The 13,344-nt window shown below is 33.8% G+C and carries 14 protein-coding genes; 8 read left to right on the top strand and 6 right to left on the bottom strand.

The window, feature by feature from the left end:
• Window positions 1-88: 88 nt before the first annotated feature.
• From X929_RS07220 to prmC, 7 genes are read left to right on the top strand one after another with little or no spacing between them, the layout of a single operon-like run.
• Window positions 89-1,675 (top strand): ABC transporter ATP-binding protein, encoded by a 1,587-nt coding sequence (locus tag X929_RS07220; RefSeq protein ID WP_103067352.1) that lies wholly within the window; start codon window positions 89-91, stop codon window positions 1,673-1,675.
• Window positions 1,676-1,714: 39 nt separating this feature from the next.
• The gene (locus X929_RS07215; RefSeq protein ID WP_103067502.1) at window positions 1,715-2,791 is read left to right on the top strand and encodes an ABC transporter permease; all 1,077 of its coding nucleotides are present in this window, start codon (window positions 1,715-1,717) and stop codon (window positions 2,789-2,791) included.
• The gene (locus X929_RS07210; protein WP_103067351.1) at window positions 2,788-3,738 is read left to right on the top strand and encodes an ABC transporter permease; all 951 of its coding nucleotides are present in this window, start codon (window positions 2,788-2,790) and stop codon (window positions 3,736-3,738) included. Before X929_RS07215 ends, X929_RS07210 begins: the two co-directional genes overlap by 4 nt.
• A 24-nt stretch (window positions 3,739-3,762) precedes the next feature.
• The gene (locus X929_RS07205) at window positions 3,763-4,389 is read left to right on the top strand and encodes a ribonuclease HII (RefSeq protein WP_245858678.1); all 627 of its coding nucleotides are present in this window, start codon (window positions 3,763-3,765) and stop codon (window positions 4,387-4,389) included.
• 13 nt (window positions 4,390-4,402) lie between these two features.
• Entirely contained in the window at window positions 4,403-5,410 is a 1,008-nt protein-coding gene (locus X929_RS07200) for a peptidyl-prolyl cis-trans isomerase (RefSeq protein ID WP_103067350.1), read from the top strand.
• Between the two features lie 13 nt (window positions 5,411-5,423).
• Entirely contained in the window at window positions 5,424-5,729 is a 306-nt protein-coding gene (locus tag X929_RS07195) for a metal-sulfur cluster assembly factor (protein ID WP_103067349.1), read from the top strand.
• Between the two features lie 9 nt (window positions 5,730-5,738).
• Window positions 5,739-6,545 carry a peptide chain release factor N(5)-glutamine methyltransferase gene (gene prmC / locus X929_RS07190; protein WP_103067348.1) on the top strand — a complete coding sequence of 269 codons (807 nt, stop codon included), beginning with the start codon at window positions 5,739-5,741 and terminating at the stop codon, window positions 6,543-6,545.
• Here prmC and X929_RS07185 read toward each other — a convergent pair.
• A complete protein-coding gene (locus X929_RS07185; RefSeq protein ID WP_103067347.1) occupies window positions 6,526-7,290 on the bottom strand; it encodes a DUF6115 domain-containing protein in 765 nt (254 codons plus the stop codon). The two genes, prmC and X929_RS07185, sit on opposite strands and share 20 nt — an antisense overlap.
• Before the next feature lie 26 nt (window positions 7,291-7,316).
• Window positions 7,317-7,931 carry a DUF4897 domain-containing protein gene (locus tag X929_RS07180; RefSeq protein WP_103067346.1) on the bottom strand — a complete coding sequence of 205 codons (615 nt, stop codon included), beginning with the start codon at window positions 7,929-7,931 and terminating at the stop codon, window positions 7,317-7,319.
• Between the two features lie 361 nt (window positions 7,932-8,292).
• Between X929_RS07180 and X929_RS07175 the strand changes: the two genes are divergently transcribed.
• A complete protein-coding gene (locus X929_RS07175; RefSeq protein ID WP_103067345.1) occupies window positions 8,293-9,060 on the top strand; it encodes a ZIP family metal transporter in 768 nt (255 codons plus the stop codon).
• Window positions 9,061-9,135: 75 nt separating this feature from the next.
• On the opposite strand, the gene X929_RS07170 is transcribed toward X929_RS07175, so the two are convergent.
• From X929_RS07170 to X929_RS07155, 4 genes are read right to left on the bottom strand one after another with little or no spacing between them, the layout of a single operon-like run.
• The gene (locus X929_RS07170; protein ID WP_103067344.1) at window positions 9,136-10,605 is read right to left on the bottom strand and encodes a GGDEF domain-containing protein; all 1,470 of its coding nucleotides are present in this window, start codon (window positions 10,603-10,605) and stop codon (window positions 9,136-9,138) included.
• Between the two features lie 5 nt (window positions 10,606-10,610).
• Entirely contained in the window at window positions 10,611-11,768 is a 1,158-nt protein-coding gene (locus X929_RS07165) for a 2-oxoacid:acceptor oxidoreductase subunit alpha (RefSeq protein ID WP_103067343.1), read from the bottom strand.
• Between the two features lie 32 nt (window positions 11,769-11,800).
• Window positions 11,801-12,013, bottom strand: coding sequence for a 4Fe-4S dicluster domain-containing protein (locus X929_RS07160; RefSeq protein ID WP_103067342.1), 213 nt, complete (start codon window positions 12,011-12,013; stop codon window positions 11,801-11,803).
• 21 nt (window positions 12,014-12,034) lie between these two features.
• Complete coding sequence (locus tag X929_RS07155) at window positions 12,035-13,171, bottom strand: sodium ion-translocating decarboxylase subunit beta (RefSeq protein ID WP_103067341.1); 1,137 nt, start codon at window positions 13,169-13,171, stop codon at window positions 12,035-12,037.
• Between the last annotated feature and the right edge of the window lie 173 nt (window positions 13,172-13,344).

The raw sequence follows: 13,344 nt of genomic DNA, 5'->3' as shown, positions 1-13,344 counted from the left end.
GGATAAATTCCCGCCTGTTTTGTAGACTATTTACTTTCTTATAAACTTTATTAAATCTTTAAGTCCTTAAACAGAAAGGAGGTTACCGATGCCTCAAACAGATAACATAGAAGAAGAATTAAATGATTATGCTGTTTACATGAAAGAAATAACCAAAGTATTTCCCAGGGTAGTTGCAAATGATAAAGTTACATTTAAAGTAAAAAAAGGAGAAATCCATGCACTAATCGGTGAAAATGGCGCTGGAAAAACTACTTTGATGAATCAACTTTATGGTTTATATCAACCTACAAGTGGTGAAATTTACATAAAAGGAAAAAAAATTGATATCAAAGGACCTTCCGATGCTATAGATAACGGTATAGGGATGGTTCATCAACATTTTATGCTCGTTGATAATTTATCAGTTGCGGAAAATGTCGTATTAGGCAAGGAACCTAAAAGAGGCATCACTTTCAATTTAAAGAAAGCCAAAAAAGATGTAAAAGAATTGTCCGAAAAGTACGGCCTCAAAGTTGATGTAGACGCAAAGATTGAAGACATTCCTGTAGGTATGCAGCAAAGAGTAGAGATAATTAAAACACTATATAGAGGTGCTGATATATTAATACTCGACGAGCCTACAGCCGTTTTAACTCCCCAAGAAACTGAAGAACTTTTCGAAATCCTAAGAAGCTTAAAGAACGATGGTAAAACCATTATTTTCATCAGTCATAAATTGAAAGAAGTCTTGGAGATAAGTGACAACATCACAGTTATGAGGCTTGGAAAGGTTACTGGAAGTGTAAAGACTTCAAATACAAACGAAAAAGAATTAGCAAATATGATGGTTGGAAGAGAAGTAGTTCTAAGTATAGATAGGCCAAAAATAGAGCACGGAGAAGCACTAGTGAAAGTTGAAAACCTGTGGGTAAAAGACAATAGAAAGTTAGATGCTGTAAGAGGCGTTACTTTTGAAGTTAGAAAAAAAGAAATTCTAGGGATAGCTGGAGTAGCAGGAAATGGACAGTCGGAACTTGCTGAAGCTTTAACTGGCCTTAGAAAAATTGAAAATGGAAAGTACTATTTTCAAGGGAAAGATGTTACAAATTTATCCGTAAAAGAATTAAGAGAACTAGGCATAGCTCATATCCCTGAGGACAGACAAAAAAGAGGTATGGTTCATGAATTTCCAAACTTTTTCAACTTAATTTTAGGATCACACGACAAACCACAATTTTCAGAAAGAGGATTTCTAAAATTTGATAAAATAAGAGATTTTTCGAAAGATCTCATTGAAAAATTTGATGTCAGACCACCTGAGATAGATATATATACAGGAAACTTATCTGGTGGTAACCAACAAAAAGTAATCATAGCACGAGAAATTGGCGCTTCACCTAAATTTATAGTCGTTTCACAACCTACACGAGGATTAGACGTAGGCGCTATTGAATATGTTCATAAAGAATTGATACATTTGAGAGAAGAAGGTGTGGCAATTTTGCTAATATCAATGGAACTAGAAGAAATCATGTCCTTATCTGATAGAATAATGGTTATGTATGAAGGAAAATCCATGGGCGAATTTGAAAATGGTAAATTATCGATTGAAGAAATCGGCTTAATGATGGCTGGAAAAAGTTTGGATGAAGTAAAATTATTGGAAGAGGCTGGAGAATTAAAAAGTCTATAAATAGGAGGCGCTAATAAAGTGACTTCTTCGTCAAAACTTATGAAATCAAGATGGATGTCTTTTTTGGTACCTTTTTTAGCTGTTATGGTTTCCCTTTTAATCGCAGCTGTTATAATATTATCCATAGGGGAAAATCCTCTAAAAGCCTATGGAGCTATGATTAGAGGTGCGGTCGGTAGCAGACTTTCCTGGGCTGACAACATAACAAAAATGACCAGTTTGTTACTCACTGGTTTAGCTGTAGGATTTGGATTTAGAGCAGGAGTTTTCAATATAGGTGCAGAAGGTCAAATGGCTATGGGTGGAATAATGGCTGTAACGGTAGGACTAAGTTTAGGAAACGTACCTCCCGCTATAGCCATACCCGTGACTATTGTTGCAGGTATGGCTGGAGGAGCCTTTTGGGCATCTATAGCCGGTTGGCTTAAAGCCAAGACAGGCGCCCACGAAGTTATAAGCACTATAATGCTGAACTGGATAGCTTATCATATTACGAACTATCTGGTAGCCGGTCCTTTTGCGGTGGGTGCCGGCGTTCCAAAATCCCCTGAAATCGCACAAAGCGCTCAACTACCTGCGTTGTTAACAGTCCAAGCATCTAGCATTCCTTCTAGTATTTTAATAGCAATCGTTGCTGCTATTGTAATTTATATAATACTAGAAAAAACAACAACAGGATACGAAGTTAAATCGGTTGGATTCAATCCATATGCAGCAGAATATGGAGGAATATCGATAAGTAAAAATATAGTACTTACAATGGCTATTTCAGGAGCTTTGGCTGGCTTAGCTGGAGCTTTAGAAGTTATGTCTGTTCATCATAGAATTTTTGGAGCATTCACAAGCGATAGAGGTTTTGATGGAATAACTATAGCCTTGATTGGTCAAAACAATCCTATAGGAATTATTTTTGCAGCCTTTCTAATCTCTTCGCTGAGATCCGGTTCAAATGCAATGCAAACTATTGGTGTACCAGATGATATTATAGTAGTCATTCAAGGTATAATAATATTTTTTGTTGCTGCTGACAGAATCATAAGAACCTGGATTATGAAAGCTTCTCAACTTGGAAAGAAAAAATCACCCATAACACTTCAAGGTGGTGAAGAAGAATGAACTGGCTTGAAGCTATATTTACCGCTTTTACTTCACCTTTATTTTATAAATTGACGATTCTTTCCGCACTACCATTGATTTTTGCTGGAATTGGAGGGGTTTACAGCGAAATAACTGGAGTAACAAATATCGCCTTGGAAGGTATTATGAAATTAGGCGCTTTTACCGGAGTTGCTTTTACCTTTCTTACAGGGAACCCCTGGCTTGGACTGCTTTTAGGTATGCTTGGAGGTCTGATTTTGTCATTTTTGCATGCCTATGTTTCAATAGAATGGTCAGCAAACCAAATCGTTTCTGCTACCGCTTTGATTCTAATTGCTCAAGGTTTCACTGGTTTTTTAATGAGACCAATTTTCGGACAAGAAGGACAAACAGATTTTGTATCTAAAATCCCTACGGTAAAAATAGAAGCAATCCAAAACATTCCTTTCATCGGCGAAATTTTTGGAGAAATTAGTTCCTTCTTTTACATTGCTATATTAGTGATCATCGGTTCTTGGTTTTTACTTTACAAAACCCCTCTTGGTTTAAGAATGCGTTCCGTAGGTGAAAATCCGAGAGCTGCAGATACGTTAGGTGTGAATGTTAAAGCGATAAGATATTTTGGAGTTTTAATGAGTGGAGTCCTTGCTGCATTAGGAGGAATGTACCTTGCACTAGGTGACATAGGACAGTTTCAAGAACAGATGCCAGCTGGAAAAGGATTCATAGCCTTGGCAGCTATGATATTAGGAAATTGGAATCCAATTGGAACCATGTGGGCGGCGTTGCTTTTCGGTGCTGCAGAAGCTATGAACATCCAACTTCAAACTTTGATGGTTCTCCCTTCAGAAATCAAAGCTTTACTAAACTTATTGCCTTTCGTTTTGACGTTAATAGTCGTTGGCGGATTTGTTGGAAGGACAAGAGCACCTGCTGCAGATGGAGTTCCCTACGAAAAAGAATGAACGGTATTTTGCAAAGGTGGTTAGATGTTGGAAAATATTGAAATGACTTTATTAAAAAAGTACAAAAAGATAATTGGTATTGACGAAGCTGGAAGGGGCCCAATAGCTGGGCCTGTTTTTGTTGGTGCTGTTGTTATAGAATCACTAACAGAATGCGAATTATTAGCAAAAATAGGAAGAGATTCGAAATTATTAACTCCAAAAGAAAGAGAAAGGAGATACTTTCAAATAACGAAAAATTTCCAATATTATAGTAATTTTTCAACTTCTGATTTAATAGATCAAATGAATATATTCAAAGCAACAGAGGTATCAATAAAGAAATTATTGAAAAAAATTGTGTCGAAAAATGTTAATGATTATTATGCTATTGTAGATGGAAAGTTCTTCAAACTTGATTATAACTACAAATGCATAGTCAAAGGCGATCAAACATCCCCTTTAATAGGAGCCGCATCTATTGTAGCAAAATATGAAAGAGACTTATATATGAATCACTTACATCAAATATATCCCAATTATGATTTTATAAGTCATAAAGGGTATCCTACCAAAAAACACATTGAAAGCATAAAAAAGTATGGTATAATATCAGAGCATAGAAAAACATTTAATCCTATTAAGAGATTCATCGAAGAAGGAATTATATGAGGAGGCAAACACATTGAGGAAAAAGACTAACTTATTGTTACTTTTTGTATTTCTAATTTCTACTGTTCTTTACCCAAAAATAATCTATCAACCATTGGAACAAGCAATTTTTGCAAAAGTTAACGATGAAACACTCAGTGAAGAACTTCTAATATCAAGATCTATGATAGTATATCTTTTATCAGATATTTATAATTCTTATCCTGAGTTTTATTCAGCCTTAACCAGAACAGCTACAGGTGTTGAACTCATGGACATTTATCTACAGGATCAAGCTTTAAAAATAGTCAATCAAGTTCTTTTTATACAGTTCGTCGAGCAAAAAAACATAGATTTACAACGCGAGCAAACATGGAGTAACATTGAAGAAAACTTTTCTAAAACCTTTAAAGACGCTGGTATACCTGAAGGAGAAATAGACAATTATCTTCTTGCATTAGGTTACACCTCAAAAACAAATTATTTAGAGGATGCGTATTATTCAACATTATACAACAATTCTATCTCCGCACTTTATACCAAAATTATTCAGGAAACAGAAATAACCGACGAAGAAATGACAGTGGAATATCAAAATAACAAAACTAACTATAAATCCGATCCTGCAGCTGATATAAAGCTTATTATATTCAATAGCACAGAAGATGCTTCTTATACATACAATCGTATTATTGAAGGTTATTACACATATGATGAAGTATTTGAACAAACTGAGTCAGCTACCTCTATGAGAATAAACCTTAAAGATGATTCAAATTCTTTAGTACAAACGATAAAAAATAATCCTCCTGGATTTATTACAACGCCTCTTTTGTATGATTCGCAAAACAATACTTATGCCCTTTTAAAAATAGAAAGAAAATACCCAGAAAAACAGTTAACTTTTGAAGAAGCAAAAGACCAAATAATTTTTAACTTAAAAGACAAAAAAGCTCAGGAATACTTTGATAAAATTTTACCAACTGAATTCCAAAAATTTCAAGAAGAATCTTTAATAATTCTCAATTCTGATATGTTTTAAAGGAGGATCACACATGCCTGATATAGAAAAAAATAAAATCATGAATGCTTTGAAAGAAGTTTATGATATGGAAATTGGCTTCGATATCGTTTCCTTAGGTTTGATATACAAGGTAGATATAGATGAGAACAATAACGTCCACATATTGATGACTTTAACTACTCCGATGTGTCCTTTAGCCGGTTTGATAATAGAAAATGCGAAAGAAAAGGTAAAAGAAATAGAACAAGTTAACGATGTTGATGTCGAACTGACCTTTGATCCCCCTTGGGATCCACAGATGGCTAGTGAAGAAGTTAAAAATCTTTTAGGAATTTGAGGTAAAAGAATGAGGATAACAGAGTTAGTAAGTAGAATTCAGGGGGAGTTTAAAATCTCCCCCTTTCGTATATTAAAAATATTATCAATAATTGAAGACAGAGATATATCTTTTTATCTAAAAGCATCGCAAGTCGAAATTTCTCAACAAACTTTCGATTTTTTAGTTAAACACCTTAAAGAGGGGTATCCTATAGAATACATTACCAAAAAGGTATCTTTTTTAGGAAATGATTTTTTTGTAGATGAAAACGTATTAATTCCAAGGATAGAAACTGAAGATTTAGTGATACTAGCTATTAATCTTATACAAGATAAAGATTTAAAACATATAATTGATATAGGGACAGGTTCGGGCGTGATAGCAATCTCAATAAAAAAGCAATTACCCAAAATTAAAGTTCAAGCTTCAGACATTTCAGAATCTGCGATGAAAATAGCCCAATACAACGCTGAGAAATTAGGCGTCAATGTTGAGTTTAAAATTGGTGATTGTTTAGATCCATTTTTGGAAGAGATTCAGGAAGTAGAGTTAATAATTTCAAATCCTCCATATGTCGAAACTTCTTTTATAGAAAAAAGTCATTTACTAAGTTACGAGCCTAGAGTTTCCCTAGATGGGGGAGCCGATGGTCAAAGTTTTTTCAAAAGGATATCTAAATATTCTCATCTTTTAAAAACTAAATATCTTTTGTTCGAGACCAGTGAATTTACAGTAAAAAAAACCGCCGAAATCCTATCAGAGATAGGAAAAGTTCAAATTTTACCTGACTCTTTTAAAAAGGAAAGGTTCATCTTTATTTCTCCTTATCGTTAAATATACTTAATACGAGCATTATTTCTCCTACACCTATTTTCAATTCCTTAGCTATTTCTTGAGGATTATAGCCATTTTTAGACAGCTCCAGAATTTTGCTGGTTTTGTCGTATTTGTAGTTACTATCATTCGTGTTTAAATCTTTATCGGTATTGACATTTTGGAGATTGCTTTCCTTCTTAGACGATACAGGCTGTACTTCTTTGATTTTTTCAAATACCATCTTTTCTTCATCAGGTGTCAACTTTACCAAATGATTAGAAACATCCAAATCGGTATTTGTGTTAATAAAATCGATCAACTCTTTACTTGACATATTTAATTTTCTTGAAAGCTCGTACACCCTAACCCTATCGTCTTTTTCAACTGTTTCTTTTTGATTGTTATTGCCCTTTTCATCTTCTATGTTTTTTGTGTGTTGGACTTTAGTTTGAAATTCCTGTCTCTTGTAGGCGTCTAACTTCCTTTCTAAATCTGTCAACAATGAAAAGGTTTTAGCGTAAGCATCATCTAAATCTTTCATAAGTTGATCAACCAATTCTATTTTATTATCTAAGGCCCTTAATCTCGTTGAAGTTATCTTTTGAAATCTTGCTAAGAAAAGGTTCTTATCTTCTTCTAAATTTTCATAGTTTTTCTTTAGAGCATCATTTTCTTGTAAAAAATGTCCTAAACGAATCATAAAAAAAATATTTACAATCGATAATGTCAAGGACAGAACGACTAATAAATATAAAATAACCATTACCATTCCCCCATCATTACAATAGTTTATTCAGATTTAAATTCTATGGTTGGATAGCCAAACACTCCAGTATGTGAATAGCCTATAACGTTCTGCTCTATATAAGTGGGAGTAGGATTTACACTTAAAACTTCCCAATCATATGGATAATGGACAGTCACAGTAACTTGCTCATTTTGAGCACTTAAAGGTTGTTCAGGAAGAGAAAATTCAATATTTCCTTTATCGTTTCTGTAAACCAACCCCTCCAACTTCACAGTTTCATCAACATAAATCATAGGGAAATTGGAATTTACGGTTGACTCATAGGATAAAACCGCGAAATCCCTTGGAATCTGTTCTTTTAAATTATCTAAAGATTGTTGAAAAAGAGAAAGTTTTTCTTGATCTGGGGTATTAAATCCTTGTACCAAGGTTTCGAAATCATTCTCTTTTTCAGTTCGTATTTCCACTTCTGTTGCAAAATCCACAGAAAAATCTTCGTAAATGGTAAATGTAATATCCCTTGATATTACTTGAAAGTGAGGCTGCAGATTTCTGTACATGAAAAATTGAAAGATAGCTAACCCAACGAAGAAAATTAATGTTATTATTATGAAGTTAAAACTATTACCTCTTTTTTGCTTTTGATCGTTAGCCATTTGATTCCTCCTATTGAATGTTCTTTAATTTACCTATTATTTCTTATTATAGCATAAATCGACTGGTTTTTTCTTTTAAATATTAGATAATTTCGTTCAATACCCTTTACAGATTGCCCCATTTGCCACAAAGTCTGCTCAGAGAGACATTAAATTATACCAGATATAACAAAAAGTGGCAACCATAAATCATACTTAAAGTTATATTAGTTGTAATATCTACACAAAACAGAGATATTATAATTATTAATTGTTGTTATATAAATGTGTGTGTTTAAAAATTATTCACTAATTTTTGAATTCTAGAAGTAAGGTTTAAAGAAGGTTTCATATCCATACATATTATACGAGGAGGACTAAAATGAACGAATTAACTGGTTCTCAAATATGGATATTTGGTACTGTAGCAAGTCTAATTGCTGGTCTAGCTACTTCAATAGGGGCTCTCCCTGTATTATTCCTCAAAAAAGAACTATCTGAAAAAAATTTAGACATGTTTTTAGGTTTTGCTGCGGGTGTGATGCTTGCCGCTACAGTTTTTTCGCTTATTTTACCTTCTTTGGAAACTGGTGGAATATTAATAACTGTTTTAGGAATCTTTCTTGGTGCTGTTTCTATTGATTTAATGGATACGTTCTCTCCTCACGAACATTTCTTGAAAGGACATGAAGGACCTGAGTTGGTACGTTTAAAAAAGATATGGTTGTTCGTTATCGCCATTGCACTCCATAACTTTCCGGAAGGAATGGCAGTAGGAGTGAGTTTTGGTGGTGGAATGATAGCTAACGGTATTACAGTAGCAGTAGCTATCGGATTACAAAATATTCCAGAAGGAGCAGCTACAGCTTTTTCTTTGATTAAAGCTAATTATTCAAGAAAACAAAGCTTCTTTTGGAGTTTTTTGACAGGATTAGTTGAACCTATAGGAGGTTTACTTGGAGCGTCTCTAGTAGTTTTACTTAAACCAGCTTTGCCCTTCTTTCTTTCGTTTGCAGGAGGAGCTATGCTGTACGTTATTAGCGATGAGATAATCCCAGAAACTCATTCACATGGGTATGAAAGAACAGCTACTTTTTCCCTGATCTTTGGATTTTTGTTGATGCTTGTTCTCGATGTAGCCTTGGGCTGAATAAATGAATACTATAGAAAAAAGTTTTCAAACATAAGATTTTGATTTTAAAATACGGGACGTCGGTCTAATATCTTAACTGACAAAAATCTTATTTTTTCCTTCTGCTTTTGCCTTGTACAAATTTTGGTCTGCTATTTTGAAAAGTGAATTTATGTCATGGCTGTTACCGTATGCTACACCAGCAGAAAAAGTAACATTCATCTCTTGTTTTAGTTTACGGTTTATTCTTTCCAAAATAGAATAAACCTCTTCTTTCTTAACACCTTCTAAAATTATTACGAATTCATCGCCCCCATATCTGAATATACTATCTTCGTTTCTTAAATTATTAACGCATAGTTGTGCAAATCCTTTTAGAAGTTCATCTCCCTCTTCGTGACCATAGGAATCATTTACATCTTTGAAATTGTCTAAATCTACCATTACTAAAGCTATCTCCTGATTTTTTAGATATTTTATATTAGAAATATAATTTTCGTAACTTCTTCTGTTTCCAATTTCCGTGAGGGCATCAACTTGAGCATCTTTTTTTAAGATACTTTGAAATATTTTATTTTGCCACATCATTCCACTTTCTTTGGCATAGTAATCCAAAATCTCTAGTTGATCATCTGTTATTGGTTTTCCATTGTATCTATTATCGCAAAGATAAAAAGCAAGTTTATGATTTTCTATTTCTATGGGTGAAATTGCCACTTCCCCCTTTAAATCGAGTAAATTTATGATCTTTTCTTCAACTTGACTTACTGGTAATTTGATACTGCGATTCAACTCAATTGCGTACTTAAAAAGATCTTCACTTAATAAGGATTCCTTTTTAATAAAAATATTTTTTATTTTTTCTTCTAAATTTGAAAAATAACTCATTCCAACTTTATATTGAGACAAATATGATTGTATGTTTTTCTCAAGCGTCTCAAACCTTTCATAAGTTTCTTGGGCTTCTATTTCATTTTCAGGTCCTATAGCTCTTTGAACCTTGAAATCACTACTATCCTCTACAAACAAGATGGCCCTATTAAAACCTCCTGCAAAGCCACCTGTTATTCCTGTCATAGTAATATATATCATTTCATCGATAGACGTTTCGGGATCATACCCTTTTTCTAATATGATTTTTGAAACCATGAATACATTTGCTATTTTTGAGGAATTTAGAAGAATATCAGTAAGCATTGATCCCACTAATGGCGATGCATTTTTAATTAACTCATACAACACTATACTTTCTTCTTTTTGAAGTGTTTCATAATTAATTTCAACAACGTTCTCCCCTTGAGAACTACTTATTTTTACTTTTTGTTCTTCTAGGTAATGAGTCTCTTCTATGTTTTTAATTGTGAAAATTGAAAATGAATTGCATATTTTTATTAATTTATATAGATTATCTGGAACTTTAAGTGGATCAGAATGAATTATAATCGTGACTTCAAACTCAAATAGAACTTCTTTTGTAAAGTTTTCAAGTAAAAGAACAATACCTGGATTTACATAAGCAGAATTAATTTTTTTTTGATACTTTTTTGGGAACTTTACTTCCATTCTATTCACATCTCCGTAATTTGAACCCACATTTTCATGATTACTTCTAATATTTCATCAGGGGTTATCAACTCACCATTAGTTTTAGTTAAAGATTCTACATGTTTGTTCAATTTATTCAACCGCGACATTTCTTTAGCGTACTGACCCGTATTCATCTCTGGAACTATTATACTTTGAGCATTTTTAAATATTAGCTTGAGTCGGGAGGTTGGCATGGGCCAAATGGTAATAGGTTTAAAGAAGCCAACAGGGATTTTATCTGATCTAGCTTGTTTAACGGCCTTCAAAGCACTTCTAGCAACACTTCCATATGCAACTACTACTATATCAGCATCTTGTAGCATATATTCGTTATAAATAGAAATTTCTTCCGCAGATAATCTAATTTTTGAATCAAGGTGTTCAATTACTTTCGATATAGTTCTCGGGTCCCTTATTGGAAAACCACTTTCATCATGAACTAGGCCAGAAACGTGAAATCTTGTTTTTCCCATTTCAACTAATGGATTTACAGCAAATTGTTCATCTATGTCAAAAGGTAAAAATAATTCTTCCTCTCCTAAATCAACCTCCTTTAATCTTTCTACAACTTGAGGATTCTCTTTCTCGTAATCAAAATACACGTTTTCTCTCATGTGGGCTAAAGTTTCATCCAAAACCAAAATTACTGGCGTTCTGTATTTCTCTGCATAATTAAAAGCCGTTACTGTGTATGTATAAACTTCTTCTACTGTTGAAGGATATATTGCAATAATTTGATGATCTCCATGAGTTCCCCATCGTATTTGCATAATATCTCCTTGAGAAGGTTTTGTTGGAAGCCCCGTGCTCGGACCTCCCCTCATAACATCAACAAATACACAGGGTACTTCTGTCATAATAGCGTATCCCAAGGCTTCTTGCATAAGTGAAAATCCCGGACCACTTGTGGCGGTCATAGATTTTACACCTGCAAGAGAGGCACCTATTATGGCAGCGGCACTTGCGAGTTCGTCCTCCATCTGTATAAAAGTTCCTCCAACCTTCGGCAATTCTCTAGACATGTATTCAGCGATTTCGGTTGATGGTGTTATTGGATATCCGGCAAAAAAACGGCATCCTGCTTTTATAGCTGCCATTCCAACCGCCTCGTTTCCCTGTAAAAAAAGCATTTCTCCCATTAAATTCACCTCTTTTAAAAAGAGTGTTTATCTTATTGATCTATTTGTTTTATATTTATCGCAAAGTCAGGACACATTCGTTCACATTGCAAACACCCAGTACATTTTTCTTGGTATGGAACAACGGGTTTACCAAATTCTTCTTCTATTATAGCATTTACTGGACAAATCCACGAACAGATTCCACATTTTTTACAATAATTATAATTTATTATCACTTGAAACTGTTTTTTAATGGTTTGCATTTAATAATGCCTCCTCATTTATTATAGTATACTCAAAAATAAGCCAGCAGCTATTGCTGAGCCTATTACTCCTGCTACGTTAGGCCCCATCGCATGCATCAAAATAAAATTACCTGGGTCGTCTTCCTGAGCAATATGTTGAGCAACGCGAGAAGAATTTGGAACTGCTGAAACACCGGCAGCTCCGATTAATGGATTAATTTTTTCTTTCAAGAATAAATTCATCAATTTTGCGAATACTATCCCACTTGCCATTGCAATTATAAAAGCAATTGCCCCTAACAACATAATTTTTAAGGTTACCAAAGATAAAAATATGTCAGCCGTAGCAGAAACTCCTACAGATAGCATTAAAAGTATTGTTACTGTGTCTAGGATATAACGAGAAGCTGCTTCAGCCAATCTACCAGTGATCCCAGATTCTTTCAATAAGTTCCCCAACATGAGCATACCTACTAAAGGAAGTGCCTGAGGAACAATTAAAGCAACCACGACAGTTGTCAAAATAGGGAAAATTATTCTTTCTGTTTTGGAAACTTCTCTTAACCTTCTCATCCTTATTTTTCTTTCCCTTTTTGTGGTGAATAACTTTGAAACTATAGGTTGAAGTACGGGGATAAGAGAAATATAAGAATAAGCAGCAACCGCAATAACAGGCAATAAATCAGGAGAAAATTTAGAAGCTATGTATATGGAAGTTGGACCATCGGCACCTCCAATAATACCTATTGCGGCAGCAGAATGAAGATCAAAACCTAAAAAACTTGCCAGCAAAAAACTAACAAATATCCCTACCTGTGCAGCCCCACCTAAAAGTATCAATTTTGGGTTTGCAATCAAATAAGAAAAATCAGTTAATGCTCCAATACCTAGAAAAATCAATGGAGGATAGACCTCTGTATCCAACCCCAATTTTATATACCACAACAATCCACCTGCGTGCCCATCCTGAGGAGGCATAAGAATACCTGTTAATTCAGGGGGAATGTTAGCTATAATCATACCAAAGCCCAAAGGAATTAAAAGAAGGGGTTCTGCGTGCTTTGAAATTGCAAAATATATAATAACCAATCCAAGAATTATCATGAAAACCTGAGGCAATGAAATATTCATAAAACCAGTACTTGAAAAAAAAGTAAGTATATTTTCCGACAACATTTAAAAACCTCCTCAGATATAAGTATGAAATTTTTTTCAATCACTCTCACTGTATTTTATTATAACATAATCAAATTTATTGTTCCTACCTTTTATAAAAAAAGAATTTATTAATTTTTTTTGATATAATTAAGTTAGAATAAGTTTATCTTTCAAATTAATTTCAAAGTTGA

The sequence above is a fragment of the Petrotoga olearia DSM 13574 genome (assembly GCF_002895525.1).
GTDB lineage: Bacteria > Thermotogota > Thermotogae > Petrotogales > Petrotogaceae > Petrotoga > Petrotoga olearia.
The sequence above is the reverse complement of the archived record's forward strand: the minus strand, read 5'-3'. Positions and strand labels throughout refer to the sequence as shown.